This window comes from Mesorhizobium sp. URHB0026 (assembly GCF_054059755.1).
Genome location: NZ_JBSSCN010000001.1, coordinates 4,623,298 through 4,645,371, shown reverse-complemented (window position 1 = coordinate 4,645,371; position 22,074 = coordinate 4,623,298). Strand labels below are relative to the sequence as shown.

Sequence of the window (22,074 nt, the reverse complement as noted above, 5' to 3'; positions counted from 1 at the left end):
GCGTTCTCCAGTGCAAGCGCACATCTATCAGCTGGAAAACGCGGAGATCGCAGTGGGCGACCAGCACAGGCATGCGCATACTGCCGGAGCGTCGAGGCGCGGCCGCAACTGGCCCGGCCCCTGGCGCAAGACGCCTGGGCGCTTGCTCGGCACCTCGCTCGTGCGGCTTTACCAATTGACGCTGTCCGGCTTTGTCGGCAATTCCTGCCGTCATCTGCCGACCTGTTCGGAATACGTGCATGAGGCGATCGCCCGCCATGGCCTTTGGGCCGGCGGCTGGATGGGGTTGTTCCGCGTGCTGCGCTGCGGTCCGTTCGGCACGCACGGCGTTGATCTCGTGCCGCAGGCGCTTCCATCCCACTACGTCTGGTTCATGCCATGGCGGTACTGGCGGATCGGCCGCAAGCGCGGCGAAGCGCAGGGCTAAGTGGCTGGTCACGCCGCGCTGTTTACGCTTCGGTAGGGTTAACGGAAGCCTGCACAACAACTGCGCATTTGAGACAAAATCGAGACAAGAGACCTCGCTAAGCCCGCTCGCGAACCCCCTTCTGGAGCGAGCAGAAAATGCGCAATGTCGATCGTCTTCCCTTTATCATGGCTGGTGTCCTGTTCCTGCTCGCCTGGCTGCTGGGATTTCCGATGCGCGCGCAGTCCGAGCCGCTCGCGGATGTGCAATGCACGCTGATCGCCGATGCTGTAACCGGCAAGACGCTTTACCAGGACGGTACATGCGACCAGCGCTTCAGCCCAGCCTCCACGTTCAAGGTGCCGCTTTCGCTGATCGGTTACGACGCAGGCATCCTTGGCGATGAACATACCCCGGCATGGGACTACAAGCCCGAGTTCAACGCGGTGAAACGCGACCAGAAAACCGTCGATCCGACGATCTGGGAACGTGATTCCATCATCTGGTTCTCACGCGAAATCACCCGCAGGCTCGGAACTCAGAAATTTGCCGGCTACGTATCGAAGTTCAACTATGGCAATGGTGACGTTACCGGCAATCCTGGCAAGGATGACGGGCTCACCCATTCCTGGGTCAACTCCTCGCTTAAGATCACGCCAGTCGAACAGGTTGCCTTCCTGCGGCAACTGCTCGCCGGCACAATGCCGGTGTCGGCCAGAGCGCATGAAATGACACGCGCCATCATGCCGAACTTCAAGGCTGGCGACTGGGCCGTTCAGGGCAAGACCGGCACGACGAGGCTCGGCGCGGGCGGCAAGGACAAGCGCTCGCTCGGATGGTTTGTCGGCTGGGCTGGGAAAGACGGCCGCCAGATCGTGTTCGCCCGGCTCGTCGTCGATACGAAGCGCACCGACATGCCGAAGGGGCTGGCGACACGGGCCGCGTTCCTGAAGGACCTGCCACGGCTGATTAAGTGAGCCGGGCTTTACGGCGGCGGCATCTGCTCATAAAAGACTGCCGCCGCCGGACGCATCCGGCACCCTGGCAGGTCGCAGCCCCGAACCGCTGATGATCTGCATTTACCACCCGCGCTCGTTTGCGGGACTGGATAGGAGATACACATGCTGAATTCCGTTTCCCTGACATTTCCCGATGGCGCCGTGCGTGACTACGATGCCGCGATGACCGGTGCCGGCCTGGCCGAATCGATCTCCAAGTCGCTTGCCAAGAAGGCCGTGGCCTATGCAATCGATGGCACCGTGCGCGATCTCTCGGACCCGCTCGGCAAATCCGGCAAGGTCGAGATCATCACCCGCGAAGATCCGCGCGCGCTGGAACTGATCCGCCATGACACCGCGCATGTGCTGGCGGAAGCCGTTCAGGAGATATGGCCGGGAACGCAGGTCACCATCGGGCCGGTGATCGAGAACGGATTCTATTACGACTTTGCCCGCAACGAGCCGTTCACCCCGGACGATTTCCCGGTGATCGAGAAGAAGATGCGCGAGATCATCGCGCGCAACAAGCCGTTCACCAAGGAGGTCTGGTCGCGCGACAAGGCGAGACAAGTCTTCGCCGACAAGGGCGAGCGCTACAAGCTCGAACTGATCGATGCCATTCCCGAGGACCAGGATCTCAAGATCTATGCGCAGGGCGACTGGTTCGATCTCTGCCGCGGTCCTCACATGGCCTCGACCGGCCAGATCGGCAACGCCTTCAAGCTGATGAAGGTGGCTGGCGCCTATTGGCGCGGCGACTCGAACAACCCGATGCTGACGCGCATCTACGGCACGGCCTGGGCCGACCAGGCGCAGCTCGAAGCCTACCAGACGATGCTGGAGGAGGCCGAGAAGCGCGATCACCGCAAGCTCGGCCGCGAAATGGACCTTTTCCATTTCCAGGAAGAGGGGCCGGGCGTGGTCTTCTGGCACGCCAAGGGCTGGAAGATGTTCCAGAACCTGGTCAACTACATGCGGCGCCGGCTCGACGAGCAGGGCTACCAGGAGGTCAACGCCCCGCAGGTGCTCGACAAGAGCCTTTGGGAGACGTCGGGCCACTGGGGCTGGTACCGCGACGCCATGTTCAAGGTGACAGTCGCCGGCGATGAAACCGACGATGACCGCATCTTCGCGCTGAAGCCGATGAACTGCCCGGGCCACGTGCAGATTTTCAAGCATGGGCTGAAATCCTATCGTGACCTGCCCGTAAAGCTGGCGGAGTTCGGCAATGTGCATCGCTACGAGCCGTCGGGCGCGCTGCACGGGCTGATGCGCGTGCGCGGCTTCACGCAAGACGATGCGCATATCTTCTGCACCGAGGAGCAGCTGGCTTCCGAGTGCCTGCGCATCAATGACCTGATCTTGTCGACCTATGCCGATTTCGGTTTCGACGAAATCAGCGTCAAACTGTCGACACGGCCCGAAAAGCGCGTCGGCACGGACGAGGCCTGGGATCATGCCGAGGCGATCATGGGCGGCGTGCTGGAGACGATCCGGACAAGGTCCGGCAACCGCATCAAGACCTCGATCAATCCGGGCGAGGGCGCCTTCTACGGGCCGAAGTTCGAATATGTGCTGAAGGATGCCATCGGCCGCGAATGGCAATGCGGCACGACGCAGGTCGACTTCAACCTGCCGGAACGCTTCGGCGCCTTCTACATAGGCTCGGATTCGGAGAAGAAGCAGCCGGTCATGGTGCACCGCGCCATATGCGGTTCGATGGAGCGTTTTCTCGGCATCCTGATCGAGAATTATTCCGGCCATTTCCCGCTATGGTTCGCGCCGCTGCAAGTGGTGGTGGCGACGATCACGTCAGACGCCGACAGCTATGCGACCGAGGTGGTGGCGAAACTGAAGGCCGCCGGCCTGCTGGCGGAAGCCGATCTGCGCAACGAGAAGATCAACTACAAGGTCCGCGAGCACAGCCTGGCCAAGGTGCCCGTCATTCTGGTCTGTGGCAAACGCGAGGCGGAGGAGCAGACGGTCAACATCCGCCGCCTCGGTTCGCGCGACCAGGAATCGCTCGGCCTTGCCGAAGCAATCGAACGGCTGACCGAAGAAGCGATCACACCTGACCGCCGACGCAAGCGCGCGGCTTGAATCGGAGTGTTTTCGATCGAATGGCGGTGGAGCGATCCACCGCCATTTTCATATCCCTGTCACGGCAACGTTGTAACGAGCCCCTATGCTCAAGCTGAAATCGCGCGAACGACCGTTCCCAGAGCTTTCCTATGCCAATCCGCACCAGCCGGCGCTGGCGCGCTGGTTCATCCATTCGGTCGAAGGCCTGTCGGGCCGCGATCGCTTTGCCGCGCTTTATGATTTCTGGCGCCGCCAGGTGGTTCCGCCGGGCGAACGTGTGTTCAGCCGAATGCTGGACCTCATCGACGTGCGCGTGCAAAGCCCGGACCAATGGCCGCCGAAGGATCTGCCCAATACGCCGCTGGTGATCGTCGCCAACCACCCCTTCGGAATCGGCGACGGCATTGCCGTGCTCTCGCTGGCTGAGCAACTCGGCCGGCCCTTCCGCGTGATGATCCACAAGGACCTGCTCAGGATCCGCGAGATGGAGCCCTATTCGCTGCCGATCGACTTTTCCGAGACCAAGGACGCGGTGAAGAACAACATGGCCGTGCGCCATGAAGCAGTGCGGCTGCTCAGGGAAGGTGTCACGATCGTGGTGTTTCCGGCCGGCGGCGTCGCCACAGCGCCCAAGGGTTTTGGCCGCGCGCGCGACCTGCCGTGGAAGATGTTTCCCGCCCGTCTCGTCCAGGAGGCCAAGGCATCGGTCATCCCGATGCATTTCTCCGGCCAGAACGGCAGGCTTTTCCATCTGGTCAGTGGGCCGATGAACATGGCCGAGCGCGACGGGCGTGTGGCCAAATTCGTCGGCAAGGCCTCGTTGACCTTGCGCACCTCGCTGCTCATTCGTGAATTCGCGCGGCTGTCCGGCAGGGCGATCGACGTGCGTGTCGGCAATGTGCTGAGCTGGAACGAACTGGAGCCGTTGCGCGACCGCAAAACGTTGCTCGACCGTCTCTATCGCGGTGTATTCGATCTGGCGCCGAGCCTGCCGCGCCGTCGCATTCCGTTCCTCCCGGCACGAACCAAGTTGGCTGCCTGAAAGCTAGTCCGCGCCTTCTTCCGGATCCATCGCCGCTGCTTCGGTGGCGAGAACCTCGATCTCCTGGTTCTGCCCGCCAACGACCGTGAAATCCTTCTGGTAGATGCGGTCGCGGTTCTTGGCGATGATGGTGTAGTCGCCTTCGGCCAGCACCATCGAAGCGAAGGCGCCGACGGTTTCCTTGATCGGATCGCCGGACTCGTTGAGCAGCGACCACGAGGTGTCGGCAATCGCTTCGCCGCCCGCCTCGCGCACCAGCTTCATGGTGATTTCGGCGGCGTGATGCTCAACGGTGGCTTCGGTCAGCTTGCCGGCCTCGACGCGGATGTCGGATCGGATGACCGCATTGACCGCGCCGTAGGTCGAGACGACATGGTAGATGCCGGCATTGAGCCGCACGACGCTGTTGGGTTCGACATCGGGAATGATCAGCGCGCGGTCGCCATTGGCCTCGGCGGTGCCCTCATAGATCGAAAAGCGCAGTTTCTTCGGCGGAATGCGCACGCCGCCGGACAGAACCGCGTCGAGCTTCAGGCCGCCGGCATCGAGCACGAGGCTTTCTCGCTTGGCTTCCTTGCCGACGGTGATGCGCTTGGTGGCGCCGGCGCGGCCATAGGAAGCGTGGACCAGGTAACTGCCGGGCTCGAGCTGGAAGACGGCGCTGCCGCCATGGGAGGAGGCGACCATCGGCAATTTGCCGTTGACCGCTTCGGGCTTGAAGACACGCCAGACTAGTCCACGTGTGATGTCGGTGCCCTTGTCGGTCAACTGGGCCGAGAGCGTGATGGCGCCACCGCCGCCAAGCGCCAGCGGGGTCTCGCTCTTCGGCGTTGCATAGCTCGAAATTCCGGGAAGTTTCAGGTCGCCGACGCCGTCCTTTTCCTGCGCGACAGCCATGGAGACCGGCAGCAGGAACAGCGCGGCGCAGAGCCGAACCAGGAAAAGACGCAGTCGCCCCTCAAACATGCCTTGCGTTGAAGCCCATGGCGGTGGCAATTTCAAGGCTTAAGAGTCCGATCCGGGACTCTTCAGCCCGGCGTTAGCGCGCCTTTGCCCAAGCCACCCGATTCCCGATGGTGCGCTTCAGCTCAAGACAGAGTGTTTCAGGAGACTTGCGTCCATGGCGTCGCCGATCATCGACTTCCTGCTGACCCGAAATTCGGCGCCGATCCCCGACCTCAGGGAACCGGCGCCAAGCGACGCCGACATCGCCACGATGATCACTGCCGCCACGCGCGTGCCCGACCATGGACGGCTCGAACCCTGGCGCTTCATCCTTTATCGCGGCGAAGCCCGCATCGAGATCGGCAAGAAACTAGCGGCCTTGGCCGAACAGCGCGAGGGGCTGTTGCCGGAAGGCCGTCGCAACCAGGAACTGGCGCGGTTCTCGCGCGCTCCACTGGTGATCGGTGTCGTATCCATTCCGAGGGAGAACCCAAAAATCCCGCAATGGGAGATGTTCCTGTCCGGAGGCATGGCGGCGATGAACCTGGTGATCGCGGCCAATGCACTGGGCTATGGCACGAACATGATCAGCAACTGGTATTCCGACGTGCCGGAGGGCAGGGCGATTCTCGGACTGGCGCCGCAGGAGCGCGTCGTCGGTTTCATCCATATCGGCTCCTACGCCGGTCCGGCGCCGGAGCGGCCACGGCCCGATCCGGCCAAGCTCTACACAGATTACGCCGGACCCTGGGCGGGCTGAATGTTCTACGAGCCGTCCAAGGGGCATGGTCTGCCGCACGATCCTTCGAAGGCGATCGTGGCGCCGCGTCCGATCGGCTGGATATCGACGCTGAACAAGGCAGGCGAGGTCAATCTGGCACCATATTCGTTCTTCAACGCCTTCTCGACCCGGCCTTTCATCGTTTGGTTTTCCTCCGAAGGCGAGAAGGACAGCGCCTCGTTTGCGCAGGAAACCGGCGAGTTCGTCGCCAACCTGGTCAGCCGCGATCTTGCGGAGAAGATGAATTACACATCCGTCGACGCGCCTCGCGGCGTCAACGAGTTCGTCTATGCCGATCTCGCCATGGCGCCTTCGCGTCTCGTCAAGCCGCCGCGCGTGGCGGCTGCACCCGCGGCGCTCGAATGCCGGGTTACGGAAGTGTTTCACCCAAAGGCGCTGGACGGATCGCCAACGAGTGCCTTTGTCGTCGCCGGTGAGGTGATCGGCGTGCACATCGACGATGCTTTCCTGAAAGACGGCCTGTTCGACATCACCAAGGCCGGCAATGTGGCGCGTCTCGGCTACATGGATTATGCCAGCGTCGACGAGGTCTTTGCGATGCGCCGGCCGCGCTGGGGCAAGGAGTAGCCGTCAGGCGGATATCCCGGCGGCTTTCGCGCGGGCCAGAAGCCGTTCGGCCAGCCGTAGATGCGGGCGGTCGAACATCTTGCCGTCGATGCCGACGACGCCCGGATTTCCGGCCGCCTCGAAGGCGGTTACGATAGCCGCCGACTGTCTCACCGCCTCGGCGGAGGGCGTGAACGCAGCGTTGATGACAGACACCTGATCGAGGTGGATCGCCATCTTGCCGGTGAAGCCGTCACGCTCGGCCTCGGCACATTCCGCGGCGAGGGCCGCCATGTCGCGAAAGCCGGGGAATACGGTGTCGATCGCGGCGACTTCCGCGGCTCCGGCCGCGAGAATGGTCGTCAGACGGGCGTGACGGAAGAGATCGGTGTAGCGGCCGTGCTCGTCGCGGGCAGAGCGTGCGCCTATCGCCGCCGACAGGTCTTCCGCGCCCCAGGTGAGACCGGCGAGCCGTGCGCTTGTCCCCGCATAGGTGGCGGCGGCGAGCACACCCGCCGGAGTTTCGGTGATGATCGGCAGGATTTTTATCGACCCGTCGCGCAGGCCGTTTTCAGCCTCCCGGACCCTGAGCTTGGCCGCGAGCTGCTGCACATGCTGGCCGCTGTTCGATTTAGGCAGCATGATGCCGTCCGGTCTTGCCGGAACGAGCTTGGCAAGATCATCGTCCGTCATCCCGGTCGAGAGGTCATTGACCCTGACATAGAGCGCCGAGTTGGTTTGCCCCCTGCGTTCGAGGATGAAGCGCGCCGCGATCTCGCGCGCCCGCTCCTTGTTCCCCGGCGCCACGGAGTCCTCGAGATCGACGATGACCACGTCGGCGCCGGCGCCAAATCCCTTCTCCAGCTTCCGTTCGGAATCGCCTGGAACGAACAGCAGCGAGCGCATCAGTCTGCCTTCTTCAGCATCATCGCTTGCCTGATGCATTGAGCGACCAGATCGCCATGCTGGTTGTAGGCGCGGTGCTCGAATTCGACGATGCCGCGGTCGGGCTTCGACCTGGATTCGCGCACCGAGACGACAGATGTTTCGACGCGGATGGTGTCGCCATGAAAGACCGGGTGAGGAAACACGGTTTCCTTCATGCCGAGATTGGCGACCGTCGTGCCGACAGTGATGTCGTTTACCGAAATGCCGATCATCAGGCCGAGCGTGAACAGCGAGTTGACCAGCGGCTTGCCCCATTCGCTCTTGGCGGCGAAATCGAAGTCGATATGCAGCGGCTGCGGGTTGAGCGTCATCACCGAAAACAGCATGTTGTCGCTCTCGGTGACGGTCTTGCGCAGCGTGTGATGGAAGACATGGCCGACAACAAACTCCTCGAGATATAGCCCTGCCATCTTCCGCCTCCTGCGCTGTCTGACGGTTGATAGGCGCTGCTTCAGGCCCTCGCAAGCCAGTTAATGAACATGGTGAACCGTTCGTAAACCATTTCTGCCTACCCTACTCCCGGGGCCGGAAACCCTCCGGCGAGGGGCGTGAGCAGACGGCATGGTTGTTGTTTCGCATTTTCTGAAATGGATCTACACGGCCAGGGTGTCGGAGCGCGCCGCCGCGGCCCATGCGCTGGCCCGAGCCTATGTCAATTGCGAATTGCCGTTCGAGGATCGCTGCGCCGCCGAGGCGGCGCTGACGCTGCTGCTCGACGACGCCTCGTCGAAAGTGCGGCTGGCGATGGCGGAAGCGCTCTCGATGAGCCATCACGCGCCGTTGCAGATCATCAGTGCGCTTGCCGCAGACCAGCCGGAGGTCGCCGGGGTCGTGCTGGCGCGCTCGCCGCTGCTCACCGACGCCGACCTGATCAACCGCGTGGCGGCGAGCCAGAAAGCAACGCAGAAGCTGATCGCCGACCGGCCTGTAGTCTCGATGGCGCTTTCGGCGGCCATCGCCGAGATCGGCGAGGCGGAGGCCTGCGCCGTGCTTTTGGCCAATAGCGGCGCCGACATCGCGTCACTCAGCTTCCGGCGCATGGCGGAACGCCATGGGCATCTGCCTCTGGTGCGCGAGGCGCTGATCTCGGACATCAGGCTGCCTGCCGACTGCCGGCATATGCTGCTCGTCAAGCTCGGCGAGACATTGAAGACATCGCCGCTGGTCATGGCGTTGATGGGAGCCGCGCGTGCCGACCGGGTCATGCGCGATGCTTGCGTCAAGGCCTCGGTGACGCTGATCGAGGGCACGCGCCAAGAAGAGCACGCGGCCCTGATCGAGCATCTCAGGCTGCGCGGCGACCTGACCGCGAGCTTCCTGATCCGCACAATCGCGCATGGCAAGGTCGATTTCTTCGGCTCGGCGCTGGTCGCGCTCAGCCAGCAGTCCGAAGCACGGGTGAGGGCGCTGCTGGCCGGCGGGCACGACGTGGCCCTGCAGGCGCTGTTCCGCGGTGCCGGCATGGCTGCCGCCACGCATGCCGTCATCCTGCGCGCCCTGAAAATCTGGCGCGAGGTTGCCAACGGCAAGCGCGTCGCCGGCGTGCAGGAAGTCAGTTGGCTGATGCTCAAGGAATTAGGCGGGCAATCCGCCGAAGGCGATCTTGCCGCCTTGGTCAAGTCGATCCATCTCGGCGCCCTGCGTGAGAATGCACGCGGCCATGCGCTGGCGATCGCCGCAGCTTAAATCTTTTCCCTCGCGAAGAAGTCCGGGAAGTCCTCCATCGCCGCGGCGATGATGCGCAGGGACGCCGCGATCCGCAGCATGTCCCCAGTGGCGTTTCGCTGGGCGATGCCTGCCGCATACTGCCGGGCGACGGCAATGGTCGCTGTTTGCGGATCGCCAGGGGTACGGAAAAGCAGCTCGCGCGCCAGTCCCCTCAGGAAATTGGCGATTGAAAGCGTCGTTTCCGATGGGATGGCATGGTTTTGGCTGGCAATGCGCAGTCGCAGGATCTCCAAGCCGACCGTGACGGAAGCGACGCCGCCTCCCAGCACCGCCTCACCCTTCCTGCCGGAATTCTGGACCAGCGGCATCAACTGATTGACCCGGTCATAAGCGAGGCTCTCGAAGGCCGAACGCCTCGGCACGCGCTCATGCAGGCAAAGCCGCGCCAGATCCTCGCGCATGGCGCGCACGATGCGGTCGGCCGCGAGCCATGGATCGGCCGGCAACACGACGATGAAGACGCCGATGGCCAAGAGGATGCCGACCAGGATCGATGCCGAGCCGGCGAAGAAGGGGCCGGGATCGTAGGTCATCGCCTGATGTGGGCTGAGAAAGGCCAGGAAGTTGATGGCGAAGGCTGTCGCCACGCCGACATAGCGCGGATTGGCCATGGCGAGTGCCGCTGGCACCATGATGGGCACGACGAACAGCATGAACCAGCCGAAGCCGGGCAGAGCGGGGAGCGCAACCTGGCCGACGAGAAAGGCAAAAGGCAAAGCGAGCAGCGTGCCCTTGAAGAACCCCCAGGATACTTGCACCGGGTCGGGGCGAGCGGCAAACAGGCTCGACACCACGGCAACGAGGATGACGGTGCCGGCCGCTTCCGACCACTTCGTCGTCAGCCAAAAAGCAGCGACCAGCAGCGTGGCAACGGCCGCACGGATGGCGTTGCGCGCGGCACCGGGATAGTCGCGATGCACCACCAGGGCCGGCTGCTGGGTGCCGGGACCTGGACGGCGCGTAACCGGCGCGCGCAAGGCGTCGAGGCCACGCAGCACCTGTTTCAGCGCCTCCGCGAAATCGGCCGCGATGGTGAGGCGGGTAATGGTGCCGACCCTGTCCTCACCCTGGTCGGTCGAGGCGTCGGGCATTTGCCGGGCCCTGATCGAGATCGCGTCGAGCCGCGCCACCCAGGATGAGGTATCGTCCAGAGCTCCCGGCTTGGCTGCCAGTTCGCTGACAAGGGCCTGCAGTTCCGAGCGCACCGGGATGAGGGCCGCGTTTTTCGGAGCGGCATGCGAATAGAGCGCGCGCGCCGCCGAAAGAGCCGAAAGCAGTTGTCCGATGATGCGCCGCACCGGATGCGCGCGCGGCGCGAAGCTCGGCGCTTCGAGCCTGGCATAGGCGCGCATCTCGCCAAGCGTCTGGGTATCGGCGACAAGCTTCCGGTGCAGGCCGATCAGCGTTGCCCGGTCGCCGCCTGAAAACGCACCGCCGGCATAGGTGGCGAGGTCGAGAATGCAGCGTTTCAGCCGCGAGACGATGGCGTCGCCGGCCAGTTTTGGCAAGATCAGCCGGCTAGTCAGGCCGGCGCAGACGATGCCGAGCACGATCTCGGCACAACGCGCGACCGCGAGGTCCACGACCAGATGCGGTTGTCCGAAAGCGGGCAGGCCGATAATCATCGCGGTGTAGCCTGCAAGGGCCGCGCCATAGGCCTCGGGATTGCGCAGCAGCGACGAGACGAAGGTGCAAATGCCAATCCAGACGGCAAGCGCCGTCACCAGAATCCAGGGGCCGGTACCGAACGCCGTGGTGATGGCGATTGCCGCGACACCGCCGGCCAGCGTGCCGAGCAGGCGGTAGAAGCCTTTCGCCAGCACCATGCCGGCAACCGGCCGGGCGACGATGAACACCGTCATCATCGCCCATTGCGGATGGTCGAGCTTCAGCGCGTAAGCGGCCAGCAATGCGATCATGCCGGCCGAAACGGTGCGGAGCGCAAAAATCCAGTCAGAGCGTGTCGGTTGCGTCAGCCCGGCCAGGCTCGTCTCGAAATAGGTCTTCAGCCGCGGCCAGGTCACATGCTGGTCTCCATGTCAGGAATGCAAGCTAAACGCGCCAGCGGCTAGATATCCAGCACTTCCGTCTCGGCGAATTCGGCGCGTTCCTGGATGAAGCGGAAACGGGCTTCGGGCTTGGTGCCCATTAGCTCATCGACCCTGTCCTTGGTGGCGGAATCGATTTCGTTCACATCAACCCTGAGCAAGGTACGCTTCCTTGGGTCCATGGTGGTTTCCTTGAGCTGCGCGGCCATCATTTCGCCCAGGCCCTTGAAGCGGCCAAGCTCGACCTTGCCGCGGCCTGTGAACTCGGTGCGCAGAAGCTCGTCCTTGTGGGCGTCGTCGCGGGCATAGGCGACCTTGCCGCCTTGCCTGATCGAGTAAAGCGGCGGCACCGCCAGGTAGAGATGGCCGCCGCGCACCAGCGCCGGCATCTCCTGGTAGAAGAAGGTGATCAGCAGCGAAGCGATGTGGGCGCCGTCGACGTCGGCATCGGTCATGATGATGACGCGGTCGTAGCGCAAATCCTCGTCACGGTATTTTGACCGCGTGCCGCAGCCGAGCGCCTGGATCAGGTCCGATATCTGTTGGTTGGCGGCAAGCTTGTCATTGCCGGCGCTGGCGACATTGAGGATTTTTCCACGCAGCGGCAACACGGCCTGGCTGGCACGGTCGCGTGCCTGCTTGGCCGAGCCGCCGGCGGAATCACCTTCGACGATGAAGAGTTCGGCACCAGCCGCCGCGTTCTGCGTGCAGTCGGCGAGCTTGCCCGGCAAGCGCAGCTTGCGCACCGCGCTCTTGCGCGACACTTCCTTTTCCTGGCGGCGGCGCACGCGTTCGTCGGCGCGCGCGATCACCCAGTCGAGCAGCTTCGAGGCTTCCTGCGGATTATCGGCCAGCCAATGGTCGAACGGGTCGCGGATCGCGGTCTCGACGATGCGTATCGCTTCGATCGTCGCCAGCCTGTCCTTGGTCTGGCCGACGAATTCCGGCTCGCGGATGAACACCGACAGCATGCCGGCGGCCGAGATCATGACGTCTTCCGACGTGACGATCGAGGCGCGCTTGTTGCCGACGAGGTCGGCATAGGCGCGCAGGCCGCGCGTCAGCACGTTTCGGAAGCCGGCTTCGTGGGTGCCGCCTTCACCGGTCGGGATGGTGTTGCAGTAGGAATTGATGAAGCCGTCGCCACCGAACCAGGTCACCGCCCATTCCAGCGAGCCATGGCCGCCTTGCTTGTCGCTCTTGCCGGCGAAGATTTCGCGCGTCACCTGGAAGTCGTCGCCGAGCGACGCCTTCAGATAATCCTTGAGGCCGCCTGGGAAATGGAATTCCGCCTTGGCCGGTGTCTGATCCTTTTCCTTGATCAGGGAGGGATCGCAGGTCCAGCGGATCTCGACGCCGCCAAACAGGTAAGCCTTCGAACGCGTCATGCGGTAGAGACGCGCCGGCTCGAAGGCCGCCCCCTTCCCGAATATCTGCTCATCGGGGTGGAAGCGGATTTTTGTGCCGCGCCGGTTGTGAACTTCGCCGAGTTGCTCCAGTCCGGTCACCGGGACGCCGCGCGAAAAGCGTTGGCGATAGAGCTGGCGGCCCCGCGCGACCTCGACCTCGAGATGATCCGACAGGGCGTTGACGACGGAGACGCCAACGCCGTGGAGGCCGCCTGATGTCTCGTAGACCTTGGAGTCGAACTTGCCGCCCGAATGCAGCGTCGTCATGATGACTTCGAGCGCCGGCTTCTTGAATTTTGGGTGCATGTCGACCGGAATGCCGCGGCCATTGTCCGTGACTGTGAGATGGCCGTCGGCGGAGAGTTCGACATCGATGAAGGTGGCATGGCCGGCAACCGCTTCGTCCATCGAATTGTCGATGACCTCGGCGAACAGATGGTGCATCGCCTTGTCGTCGGTGCCGCCAATATACATGCCTGGCCGGCGGCGCACCGGCTCAAGGCCCTCAAGCACCTCGATGTCGGCGGCGCTGTAGCCCTCGCTGCCATCCTTGGTTGCGGCTGGGCGCCTGGCGGCCGCCTGCACCAGCGGATCCGCCGGGCGCGCCGGCGTGCGAACCGGCTGCGGCTGTTTCTCCAGATTGCCGAAAAGATCGTTGTTGTCGTCCATGCCTGCCATAGAGTCCAAGCTGCGAATCACCCCGTCGATACTGCCACGCTTTTCAGCGCCAAGCGACGGAGGTTCCTGTTACGTTCGGGGATTTAACTGCTCTTACCCTAAAACCATTCGATAACCAAGCGGGCGGAAATAGCTCAAATGCCGCCGCGCAATATTCCTGATTCTTTAACAATGCCGCCTAGCGTGAGCCCAACATAACAAGAAACGACCGGCATCAGGGGTTTTCGGCGTGAGGGGCAAGGCCATAACGATGATCGGCATCGCCGCCGTTTTCGGGGCGATCTCGATCTTTGTCGCGGATTTCTGGGTCAAGAGCCAGGCCAAGGCCGATGCCCAGGAGAAAACGGCCTCGATCGCTGCTCCGGCCGCGCCCAGGATCGAGTTCAAGACCATCGTGGTGGCGAACGCGCCATTGCGCTACGGCATGGAACTCGACCGCGCCAAGCTCAGCGAAATCCCGTGGCCGCAGGATTCCCTTCCGCAGGGCGCCTTTGCCACCATCGATGGATTGCTTGGCGAAGGCGGCCGGGTCGCGCTGTCGCCGATCGAGATCAACGAGCCGGTGCTGCTCACCAAGCTGTCGGGACCGAACGGCCGCGCGACGCTGTCCAACATGCTGACGCCCGGAATGCGGGCGGTCACCATCCGCACCGACGAGATCGCCGGCGTCGGTGGCTTCGTCACGCCGGGCGACCGGGTCGATGTCGTGCTGACCCGCGACGCCGGCGAAATCCAGGAAGTCGCCAAGAACGCGCAAGGGGCTGCCGGTTCGACCATCACCTCGGAGATCGTCGTTGCCGACGCCAAGGTGCTCAGCGTCGGGCAGGGCGCCGACGAGCGCCAGACAACGCCGCAGGTGGCCAATTCCGTGACCCTCGAGGTGACGAGCGACGGCGCGCAGAAAGTGGCGCTTGCCCGTACCGTCGGAACGCTGTCGCTGTCGCTTCGCTCCGCCAGCGAAGGCGGCGATGGCAAGAACGGCGTCACCACCATCTCTTCCTTCGGCGGATCCGTCGCTTCCAAGACACAGGCCGTGGCCGGCTCTTTGTTCGATGCCATAGCGAAGGAGCCGGAGAAGCCGAAATTCAAGACGATCATCGTGACGCGCGGCACGCAGGCCGAGGAATATCAGGTTCCAACGCGGGACCAGAAGTAAAGACCGGTGGGGACCGGGCGGGACGGGACAATGTTGATGCGTACCCTATATCGAATGACGGCTCGGTCGCGCTTCGTGCGCGCCCTGGCAACGGCGTTTGCCCTGGCTGCGAGCGGCGTGCTCGCCTTGCCCGGAGCGGCAAAGGCGGACAACGACATCGTCTATGTCTCGTCGACGAAGAATGCGTCGATCAAGGTTGCCAAGGGCAAGCCCAAGACGATCATGACGAGCGCCGCCTTCTACCAGATCGTCATCGGCGATCCGGAAATCGCGAACGTCAACCCGCTGACCGACAAATCCTTCTATGTCCTGGGCAACAATCTCGGCACCACCGGCATTGCGCTGTTCGACCAGAACAAGCAGCTCGTCGGCACCGTGGACATCGAGGTGACGCTCGACACCGACCAATTGGCGAACACAATCCGTGCCAGTGTGCCGGACGCCAAGATCAAGGTCGGCTCGGCCAACGGCCGTGTCGTGCTGTCGGGTGAGGCGGATGACGCCGTTGCGGCGGATAAGGCAAGCAAGATCGCCAGCCGCTTTTCCGGCAATGAGGAAGTGATCAACTCGGTCAATATCTCGTCGTCGCAGCAGGTTCAGCTCAATGTCCGGTTCGTCGAGATCAACCGCCAGGCAGGGCAGGACTTGGGCGCGAAATACAGCGCCAATTTCGCCTACGGCTTCGGCGGTCGCGACGTTTCACTGGATCCGGGCACGGTGCCAGCGGCGGGGAACGGCGAGATCATCGGCCGACTGCTGTCGAACGGCGTCTCGATCGACATTGCCATCAAGGCGCTGGAAGAGCGCGGCCTTGCCCGTCGGCTGGCTGAGCCGAACCTGATCGCGCGTTCAGGCGAGACAGCGAGCTTCCTGGCCGGCGGCGAATTTCCGATCCCGGTTTCGGAGGACAACGGCAAGATTTCGGTGAGCTACAAGAAATATGGCGTTAGCCTGGATTTCAAGCCGACCGTACTCAAGGACGGGCTGGTCAGCCTCGACATCGCGCCGGAAGTCTCCTCGATCGATGCGTCGGCATCCTACAATATCGGCAACATTTCCGTGCCCGGCTTCATCGTGCGCCGCGCCAAGACCTCGGTCGACCTGAAGAACGGCCAGAGCTTCATGATCGCCGGGCTTTTGCAGTCCCAGAACGACATCACCACGTCTCGCATTCCCGGCCTTGGCAAGATGCCGGTGCTTGGAGCGCTGTTTTCGTCGAAATCCTATCAGCGGCGCGAGACCGACCTGGTCATCATCGTCACGCCGTACCTGGTCAAGCCGGTCGATCCGTCGAAGAAATTGGCCGAGCCGACCGACGGCACCCAGCCCGCCAGCAATGTCGACTATTTCCTCAACAACACCGAGGAGGTGAAGGCGTCGGATACGGGCCGCGCGCTGGCGCTGGCCGATGGCAGTGCGGCACGGGCCGCTCCTGCCACCAAAGTCGGTCATTTCCTCGACCTGCCGAAGGACTGAGCCATGCGTCTGATCCTGAAATGGTGCATCGCCCTGCTTCTTGCCGGTCTGGCAAGCGGCTGCACCAGCGACGACTACGTGCGCAGCGAAGGGGTGACGTCCGGCACCGGCGAGGCACAGGCCGCCAACACCGTCATGCAGATGGTCGACCCGTGGAAGTACGGCGTCCAGAACACGACACTTCTCGTGCCTGCCAAGCGTGGCAGTGCCGGCCCCGTCGCGCCCGATCAGGCGGCCGGTGCCAAGGCTGCGCAAACGACCACCGACAACTGATCCAGACGGCGATCGACCTCACAGGCGGCGAGAATGGCAAACAACAGCACCAAGAAAATCCTGCTCGTATCGACAGACCGGACCTTCGCGCAGGACACGAAGACGGCCTTTGCCGCTTCCGAGGTCATCCAGCTCATAACGGTGGAGAAGAACGTCACCGAGCTGCGCGGCGAGGTCCAGGAAGCCGAGTTCGGCGTCGTCATCGTCGACATGGATGCGGCGAAACTCGAGGAGATCGAGTCACTGCAGCGGGTCATGCGCCGGCTCGAGGGCAAGGCGCCGGTGGTCGTGGTCACCCAAGAGTTCAACGCCGCGGCCGTGCGCATCCTGGTGCAGCTCAAGGTCGCCGACTTCCTGGTCAAGCCGATCACCACTGCAGACCTCGTGCGTTCGGTGGTGCGGGCTCTGCAGGGGCCTGGGCGCGAGGAAAACAGCGAGTCGCAGATCTATACCTTCATGCCGGCCGCCGGCGGCGTCGGCACCACGACGCTGGCGCTGCAGACCGCGTTCCAGCTGCATCATTCGGTGACGCGCGGCGCCTCAACCTGCGTGGTCGACCTCAATTTCCAGCAAGGTGCCTGCGCTGAATATCTCGACCTGGAGCCGCGTTTCGACATCACCGAAATCGAGAACCAGCCTGAGCGCCTCGACCGGCAACTGCTCGATGTGATGCTGTCCAAGCACGCCAGCGGGCTGTGTGTGCTGGCGGCGCCGACGCATCCGTCGGAAATGCGCTCGTTCAAGACCGATGTCGTGGTGCGCATGCTGGACCTGGTTTCGGCCTATTTCGACAATGTCGTCATCGACATGCCGCGCACCTGGTTTCCGTGGACGGAAACGGTGCTGCTCGGTTCCAACAAGCTTTACATCGTTGCCGAAATGACGGTGCCGTGCCTGCGCCATACGCAGCGTCTGATCCAGGCCGTCTACGAGACCGCCGGCAAGGAGGTGAAGCCGAACGTGATCGTCAACCGTTTCGAGCAGAAGATGTTCGACAACGGCATCAAGCACGCGGACGTCCAGGAAATCCTCGGCGAGCATTTTGTCGGCGGCATCGCCAACAACTATCGGCTGGTGCGCGAGGCGGTCGACCGCGGCGTGCCGCTGCACGAGATCGATCCCAATGCCAATGTCGTCAACGACCTGAAGAAGATCATCCTTCCGGAAGAGGCGGTGGCAACCGCGAGCAAGTCGAAGTCGCTGTTCGGCTACGGCAGGGGCCTCTTGAAAAGGAAAGCTGGATGACCAGCCGTTTTTCCACCCTGCAGAACCGTGACGCGCGTCCGCGCCCGGCTGAATCGACGCCGGTCGCGCATCACGCAGTCGTCATCCCGACCAGCCGAAAGGCTTTGCCTGCGAAGGCGGAGGCGGCGCCGGCAAAGAATGCCAACAAGGTGCTCGATGCCCGCGTTCGCATCCACCGGCTGCTGCTCGAGGAGATCAATCTCGTCGCGCTGGAGCGCTTGCCCAAGGAGGAGATGCGCCGGCAAGTGCATGATTTCGTTTCGGAAAAGACCCGCCAAGAGCGGATGGCGATCAACACCGCCGAACTCGACGCGCTGGTTGACGACATCGTCGACGAGATGGTCGGCCTCGGCCCGCTCGAGCCGCTGCTCAAGGATCCCGATATCAATGATATCCTGATCAACGGCCATCAGAACTGCTTCGTCGAAAAGAAAGGCAAGCTGCAGCAGGTCCATATCCCGTTCAAGGACGAGGCGCATCTGCTCAGAATCGTCAACAAGATCGTGGCCGCCGTCGGTCGCCGCGTCGATGAATCGCAGCCGATGGTCGACGCTCGCATGCTGGACGGCTCGCGGTTCAACGCAGCCATCCGCCCGGTGGCCGTCGACGGCCCGCTGGTGTCGATCCGCAAGTTCTCCAAGAACAAGCTTGGCCTGCACAGGCTGGTCGAATTCGGCGCCATCACGCAGAACATGGCCGAAGTGCTGGCCGCGGCCGTCCACGCCCGTAAGACGACGATCATTTCGGGCGGCACCGGCACCGGCAAGACGACGATGCTTAACGCGCTGTCGGCGTTCATTCCAGAAGACGAGCGGTTGATCACCATCGAGGACGCGGCGGAACTTCAATTGCAGCAGCCGCATGTCGCACGCATGGAGACGCGTCCCGCCAACATCGAAGGCCATGGCGAGCTCAAACAGCGCGACCTGGTCAAGAACGCGCTGCGCATGCGTCCCGACCGCGTCATCCTCGGCGAGTGCCGCGGCGAGGAAGCCTTCGACATGCTGCAGGCCATGAACACCGGCCACGAAGGCTCGATGGCGACCATCCACGCCAATACGCCGCGCGACTGCATTTCGCGCCTCGAGCAGATGCTGGGCATGACCGGCATGCCGATGACGGTGCAGTCGATCCGCAGCCAGATCGCCAGCGCCATCGACATCATCGTCCAGCTGACCCGACTTTCCGACGGCAAGCGCAAGGTGACGAGCGTCGCCGAGGTGACCGGAATGGAGGGCGATGTCATCCAGATGCAGGAGATCTTCCGCTTCGTGCGCACCGGCATGGAGGCCGATGGCAAGATCCTTGGCTACTACGAGGCGACCGGCATTCGGCCGCGTTTCCTGGAAGACCTGCGCGCCATGGGCATCGACTTTCCCGGACGTTATTTCGAACCCGGCCGGCCGCAGGAGTAGCCGGCGTGTTCGACGGGTTCAGCGCGATCTATGTGGTCTATGCCGGAGCCGCACTGACCGGCATCATGGTGGCCGAGGCCGTCTACCTGCTCTACGCCGGACGCAGCGACAAGCGCACCGCCATCAACCGGCGCATGAAACTGCAGGAAAGCAAGATCAGCCAGGAACAGGTGCTGATCCAGCTGCGCAAGGAGCGCGGTCTCGACGCGGGAACGTCGCTGTTTTCGCCTGACCGGTTCCGTGCCCTGCGCACGCAGTCGGGAATGGTAATGCCGCTTTCGAAATTCCTGACGATCACCTGCGGTGTGGCGACGGCCGTTGCCCTGGCCGCGATCTGGCGCGGGCTGCCGCTGCTGATGGGGCTCATCCTGTTCGTCGTGCTGGTGCCGTTGCTGCCGGTCATGGCGATGCGCTTCATGCGCAAGCGCCGGCTGAAGCGTTTCGGCATGCAGCTGCCGGAAGCGCTGGAGCTGATCACGCGCGGCCTCAAGGCCGGTCATCCGGTGCCGGTGGCCATCGCCATGGTGTCGCGCGAGATGCCCGATCCTATCGGCACGGAATTCGGCGTCATTGCCGACGAAGTCACTTATGGTTCCGACCTGGTCACGGCGCTGAATGCACTGTTCGACCGGGTCGGCCACGAGGATCTGCCGCTGTTCATCACCGCCGTGTCGATCCAGACCAGTTCGGGTGGCAACCTGCGCGAGATCCTCGATGGGTTGTCGACGACGATCCGCGAACGCGGCAAGCTGCGACGCAAGGTGCGCGCCATTTCGACGGAAGGCCGCCTCTCGGCCTATATTTTGACGGCCGTACCGGCGCTGCTGTTCACCGCCATCATGGCCATGATGCCGGGATACTACAGCGACGTCTGGGGCGTGGCGAAGACATGGTACATGATCGGCGGCTCGGTTAGCTGGCTGATGCTGGGCAATCTGATCATGTTCAAAATGTCGAATTTCAAGTTCTGACATGCAAAGCGTCATTGAATTCCTCGCTTCCCTCGCGCCGACCGCGCTGATGCCGGTGGCCGTCCTCCTGCTGGCCGCGGGAGCGGCCGCTGTCGCATGGCCGATGGTGGTGGCGAAGGGCGACCGCAACGACGTCAAGCGCCGGCTCAAGGTCGACCAGGGTCCGGTGGTGGTCAGACCCGAACCGGTGCAGAAGAAGAATAGCGGCGTCGTGCGCGAGCAAGCGATGAAGAGGGCACAGGAATTCTATGCAAAGAGCGACCCGGAAAATGTCGCTCGCCTGCGCTTGAAGCTCATCCAGGCGGGCTACATGGAGCCGCGCGCCGTCGGCATGTTCTTCCTCATCCGGTTCACGGCAATGATCGGCACGACGTTCGCCGTCTTCGTGCTCAATCGGTGGATGGCCAGTCCCGACGCGACCATGACCAGCCGGTGGACCTTCATCATCCTGTCGGGGGCCGCCGGCTATTTTTTGCCGGGCCTGGTGCTGACCCAGAAGGTGCGCGAGAAGATGCGCGAATACCGCAACGGCTTCCCCGATTTCATGGACTTGATGATCGTCTGTTCGGATGCCGGCATGAGCATGGAAGCCGGCGTCGAGCGCGTTTCGAAAGAACTCGCCAAGAGCTATCCGTCGCTCAGCCAGAACCTGCAGCTCGTGTGCTTGGAACTTCGGGCGGGGCGCAGCCTGGACGACGCGCTGAAGGCGCTCGCCGATCGCCTCAGCCTGGATGAGGTACGCTCCTTCGCCACGCTCCTGCAGCAGTCGAAGGAACTCGGCACCAGCCTGTCGGGCGCGCTCAGGGTGTTTTCGGACGAGATGCGCCACAAGCGCATGTCGTTGGCAGAGGAGAAGGCCCATGCCTTGCCGGCCAAGATGTCCGTGCCGGTCGTGGTCTGCATCCTGCCGGTGGTGTTGATGATCGCGGTCATTCCCATCATCGTCAAATTGACGGCCCATTAGCTGTAATTTGGAGTGCGGGCGAGGTGATGGTGTTCACCGTGCAAAAGTCCGTCGAGGCGATTTCAAGAAAGTTATTGGGTACGGCAGGGGTAAATCGGACCTGCAACGGCCTTAAATGAGTGACAGGTCCCATGCAAATGTCTTGCGCACCCTCTTGCTGGGCCTAGCCCCGGCGCCGCTCGCGTCCGCGGAGATTTGAGATGGCACGCCCGGTGGTTAATGATTGCTATTCCGGAAACTGAAAGTTAGCTGCATTTCGGCACCGAAGCTTAATCGCTCTTCTGTAGTCTCTTTCCCGAAGAACGACCCGGCAAATCGGGCGACGGGGCAGGGCATGCGTCAGATAAAATTTGCGGCGATGGCCATGATGGCAGCCGCCCTAATGATCAGCGGGTGTACGACGAACAATAACGTCGACACGACCAAGACCACTGCAATCCAGCCGGCAGGGAAGGATGTCGCCACATCCGACCTGGCGGAAGGCAAGGCACAGTTTCGCGATGCCAATTATGGTCTTGCCGAAGCGCATTTCCGCAAGGCCGTCGAGCTGAAGGCCGACAGTGCCGAGGCCTGGATGGGGCTTGCGGCTTCGTATGACGAACTTGGCCGCTTCGACTTCGCCGACCGCGCCTATGGCCAGCTCCTGAAGGTTGCCGGCCGCAAGCCGCAGATCGTCAACAATATGGGCTATTCGCAACTGTTGCGCGGCAACAAGAAGAAGGCCCGGGCGCTGCTGCTCGAGGCGAAGACCGGCATGACCGATCCCACCGTTGTCGACGCCAACCTCGCCTTGCTGAACAAGGGCTGATGCCGTTTGATGGTCGCGCCGTCCAAGGGCGATTTCGGCACAGTTGGCATCGACGCTTTGTAAACCCTATCCGCGGCTTGGGTCGAGATATCGCCCAAGCCATGTGCGAGGGCTGCCGCTGACCTAGAATGCGG

The 22,074-nt window shown here is 63.1% G+C and carries 20 protein-coding genes; 15 read left to right on the top strand and 5 right to left on the bottom strand.

Translation table 11 applies throughout. From position 1 onward, the window contains the following. Window positions 1–52: 52 nt before the first annotated feature. The 4 genes from yidD to ACVWWD_RS22825 all read left to right on the top strand — a co-directional run bounded on the left by yidD (window position 53) and on the right by ACVWWD_RS22825 (window position 4,528). Window positions 53–427, top strand: a complete 375-nt coding sequence (yidD, locus tag ACVWWD_RS22840; RefSeq protein ID WP_352549803.1) for a membrane protein insertion efficiency factor YidD — start codon at window positions 53–55, stop codon at window positions 425–427. Window positions 428–564: 137 nt separating this feature from the next. After that, window positions 565–1,383 carry a class D beta-lactamase gene (gene blaOXA / locus ACVWWD_RS22835; protein ID WP_352549764.1) on the top strand — a complete coding sequence of 273 codons (819 nt, stop codon included), beginning with the start codon at window positions 565–567 and terminating at the stop codon, window positions 1,381–1,383. Window positions 1,384–1,527: 144 nt separating this feature from the next. Then, window positions 1,528–3,504 carry a threonine--tRNA ligase gene (gene thrS, locus ACVWWD_RS22830; protein WP_352549767.1) on the top strand — a complete coding sequence of 659 codons (1,977 nt, stop codon included), beginning with the start codon at window positions 1,528–1,530 and terminating at the stop codon, window positions 3,502–3,504. A gap of 85 nt (window positions 3,505–3,589) precedes the next feature. Further along, complete coding sequence (locus ACVWWD_RS22825) at window positions 3,590–4,528, top strand: lysophospholipid acyltransferase family protein (protein WP_023783217.1); 939 nt, start codon at window positions 3,590–3,592, stop codon at window positions 4,526–4,528. 3 nt (window positions 4,529–4,531) lie between these two features. Here the strand turns inward: ACVWWD_RS22825 and ACVWWD_RS22820 are convergent, their stop codons facing one another. Further along, window positions 4,532–5,494, bottom strand: a complete 963-nt coding sequence (locus tag ACVWWD_RS22820; protein WP_023783218.1) for a hypothetical protein — start codon at window positions 5,492–5,494, stop codon at window positions 4,532–4,534. A gap of 154 nt (window positions 5,495–5,648) precedes the next feature. On the opposite strand from ACVWWD_RS22820, the gene ACVWWD_RS22815 reads away from it, so the two are divergent. Together ACVWWD_RS22815 and ACVWWD_RS22810 are read left to right on the top strand one after the other, a co-directional pair. Continuing rightward, window positions 5,649–6,233 (top strand): nitroreductase family protein, encoded by a 585-nt coding sequence (locus ACVWWD_RS22815; RefSeq protein ID WP_352549770.1) that lies wholly within the window; start codon window positions 5,649–5,651, stop codon window positions 6,231–6,233. Then, window positions 6,234–6,842 (top strand): flavin reductase family protein, encoded by a 609-nt coding sequence (locus ACVWWD_RS22810; protein ID WP_352549772.1) that lies wholly within the window; start codon window positions 6,234–6,236, stop codon window positions 6,840–6,842. It begins immediately after the preceding gene. Window positions 6,843–6,845: 3 nt separating this feature from the next. Here the strand turns inward: ACVWWD_RS22810 and ACVWWD_RS22805 are convergent, their stop codons facing one another. Together ACVWWD_RS22805 and ACVWWD_RS22800 are read right to left on the bottom strand one after the other, a co-directional pair. Continuing rightward, window positions 6,846–7,727, bottom strand: coding sequence for an HpcH/HpaI aldolase/citrate lyase family protein (locus tag ACVWWD_RS22805; RefSeq protein WP_457103399.1), 882 nt, complete (start codon window positions 7,725–7,727; stop codon window positions 6,846–6,848). Then, complete coding sequence (locus tag ACVWWD_RS22800; protein ID WP_457103642.1) at window positions 7,727–8,224, bottom strand: MaoC family dehydratase; 498 nt, start codon at window positions 8,222–8,224, stop codon at window positions 7,727–7,729. Before ACVWWD_RS22800 ends, ACVWWD_RS22805 begins: the two co-directional genes overlap by 1 nt. Before the next feature lie 106 nt (window positions 8,225–8,330). Between ACVWWD_RS22800 and ACVWWD_RS22795 the strand changes: the two genes are divergently transcribed. Beyond that, window positions 8,331–9,455 (top strand): DUF2336 domain-containing protein, encoded by a 1,125-nt coding sequence (locus tag ACVWWD_RS22795; RefSeq protein ID WP_023791477.1) that lies wholly within the window; start codon window positions 8,331–8,333, stop codon window positions 9,453–9,455. On the opposite strand, the gene ACVWWD_RS22790 is transcribed toward ACVWWD_RS22795, so the two are convergent. Next, a complete protein-coding gene (locus ACVWWD_RS22790; protein ID WP_352549777.1) occupies window positions 9,452–11,521 on the bottom strand; it encodes an FUSC family protein in 2,070 nt (689 codons plus the stop codon). The two genes, ACVWWD_RS22795 and ACVWWD_RS22790, sit on opposite strands and share 4 nt — an antisense overlap. A gap of 44 nt (window positions 11,522–11,565) precedes the next feature. After that, window positions 11,566–13,623, bottom strand: a complete 2,058-nt coding sequence (gene parE, locus ACVWWD_RS22785; RefSeq protein WP_023770024.1) for a DNA topoisomerase IV subunit B — start codon at window positions 13,621–13,623, stop codon at window positions 11,566–11,568. A 238-nt stretch (window positions 13,624–13,861) separates the two neighbouring features. On the opposite strand from parE, the gene cpaB reads away from it, so the two are divergent. From cpaB to ACVWWD_RS22745, 8 genes are all read left to right on the top strand, one after another. After that, window positions 13,862–14,788: a Flp pilus assembly protein CpaB gene (gene cpaB / locus ACVWWD_RS22780; protein ID WP_245273760.1), complete on the top strand. Its 927-nt coding sequence runs from the start codon at window positions 13,862–13,864 to the stop codon at window positions 14,786–14,788. 30 nt (window positions 14,789–14,818) lie between these two features. Further along, window positions 14,819–16,264, top strand: a complete 1,446-nt coding sequence (locus ACVWWD_RS22775; protein ID WP_023770026.1) for a type II and III secretion system protein family protein — start codon at window positions 14,819–14,821, stop codon at window positions 16,262–16,264. A gap of 3 nt (window positions 16,265–16,267) precedes the next feature. After that, a complete protein-coding gene (locus ACVWWD_RS22770; protein ID WP_023783225.1) occupies window positions 16,268–16,537 on the top strand; it encodes a hypothetical protein in 270 nt (89 codons plus the stop codon). A 33-nt stretch (window positions 16,538–16,570) separates the two neighbouring features. Further along, window positions 16,571–17,782 (top strand): AAA family ATPase, encoded by a 1,212-nt coding sequence (locus ACVWWD_RS22765; protein ID WP_457103398.1) that lies wholly within the window; start codon window positions 16,571–16,573, stop codon window positions 17,780–17,782. Beyond that, window positions 17,779–19,197, top strand: coding sequence for a CpaF family protein (locus tag ACVWWD_RS22760; RefSeq protein ID WP_023770030.1), 1,419 nt, complete (start codon window positions 17,779–17,781; stop codon window positions 19,195–19,197). The genes ACVWWD_RS22765 and ACVWWD_RS22760 overlap by 4 nt, the downstream gene beginning before the upstream one ends. 5 nt (window positions 19,198–19,202) lie before the next feature. After that, a complete protein-coding gene (locus ACVWWD_RS22755; RefSeq protein ID WP_023770031.1) occupies window positions 19,203–20,168 on the top strand; it encodes a type II secretion system F family protein in 966 nt (321 codons plus the stop codon). Between the two features lies 1 nt (window position 20,169). Continuing rightward, window positions 20,170–21,132, top strand: a complete 963-nt coding sequence (locus ACVWWD_RS22750) for a type II secretion system F family protein (RefSeq protein ID WP_457103397.1) — start codon at window positions 20,170–20,172, stop codon at window positions 21,130–21,132. Window positions 21,133–21,466: 334 nt separating this feature from the next. After that, window positions 21,467–21,940, top strand: a complete 474-nt coding sequence (locus ACVWWD_RS22745) for a tetratricopeptide repeat protein (RefSeq protein WP_023791460.1) — start codon at window positions 21,467–21,469, stop codon at window positions 21,938–21,940. The last annotated feature ends 134 nt before the right edge of the window (window positions 21,941–22,074 follow it).

Excerpts from the sequence above, each read along its gene's own strand:
- ACVWWD_RS22775 (WP_023770026.1), top strand. The coding sequence starts at position 14,819 with ATGTTGATGCGTACCCTATATCGAATGACGGCTCGGTCGCGCTTCGTG.
- ACVWWD_RS22810 (WP_352549772.1), top strand. The coding sequence starts at position 6,234 with ATGTTCTACGAGCCGTCCAAGGGGCATGGTCTGCCGCACGATCCTTCG.
- ACVWWD_RS22805 (WP_457103399.1), bottom strand. The coding sequence starts at position 7,727 with ATGCGCTCGCTGCTGTTCGTTCCAGGCGATTCCGAACGGAAGCTGGAG.
- ACVWWD_RS22770 (WP_023783225.1), top strand. The coding sequence starts at position 16,268 with ATGCGTCTGATCCTGAAATGGTGCATCGCCCTGCTTCTTGCCGGTCTG.
- ACVWWD_RS22820 (WP_023783218.1), bottom strand. The coding sequence starts at position 5,494 with ATGTTTGAGGGGCGACTGCGTCTTTTCCTGGTTCGGCTCTGCGCCGCG.
- ACVWWD_RS22760 (WP_023770030.1), top strand. The coding sequence starts at position 17,779 with ATGACCAGCCGTTTTTCCACCCTGCAGAACCGTGACGCGCGTCCGCGC.
- ACVWWD_RS22750 (WP_457103397.1), top strand. The coding sequence starts at position 20,170 with ATGCAAAGCGTCATTGAATTCCTCGCTTCCCTCGCGCCGACCGCGCTG.
- ACVWWD_RS22825 (WP_023783217.1), top strand. The coding sequence starts at position 3,590 with ATGCTCAAGCTGAAATCGCGCGAACGACCGTTCCCAGAGCTTTCCTAT.
- ACVWWD_RS22765 (WP_457103398.1), top strand. The coding sequence starts at position 16,571 with ATGGCAAACAACAGCACCAAGAAAATCCTGCTCGTATCGACAGACCGG.
- ACVWWD_RS22815 (WP_352549770.1), top strand. The coding sequence starts at position 5,649 with ATGGCGTCGCCGATCATCGACTTCCTGCTGACCCGAAATTCGGCGCCG.
- ACVWWD_RS22745 (WP_023791460.1), top strand. The coding sequence starts at position 21,467 with ATGCGTCAGATAAAATTTGCGGCGATGGCCATGATGGCAGCCGCCCTA.
- ACVWWD_RS22795 (WP_023791477.1), top strand. The coding sequence starts at position 8,331 with ATGGTTGTTGTTTCGCATTTTCTGAAATGGATCTACACGGCCAGGGTG.
- thrS (WP_352549767.1), top strand. The coding sequence starts at position 1,528 with ATGCTGAATTCCGTTTCCCTGACATTTCCCGATGGCGCCGTGCGTGAC.
- blaOXA (WP_352549764.1), top strand. The coding sequence starts at position 565 with ATGCGCAATGTCGATCGTCTTCCCTTTATCATGGCTGGTGTCCTGTTC.
- parE (WP_023770024.1), bottom strand. The coding sequence starts at position 13,623 with ATGGACGACAACAACGATCTTTTCGGCAATCTGGAGAAACAGCCGCAG.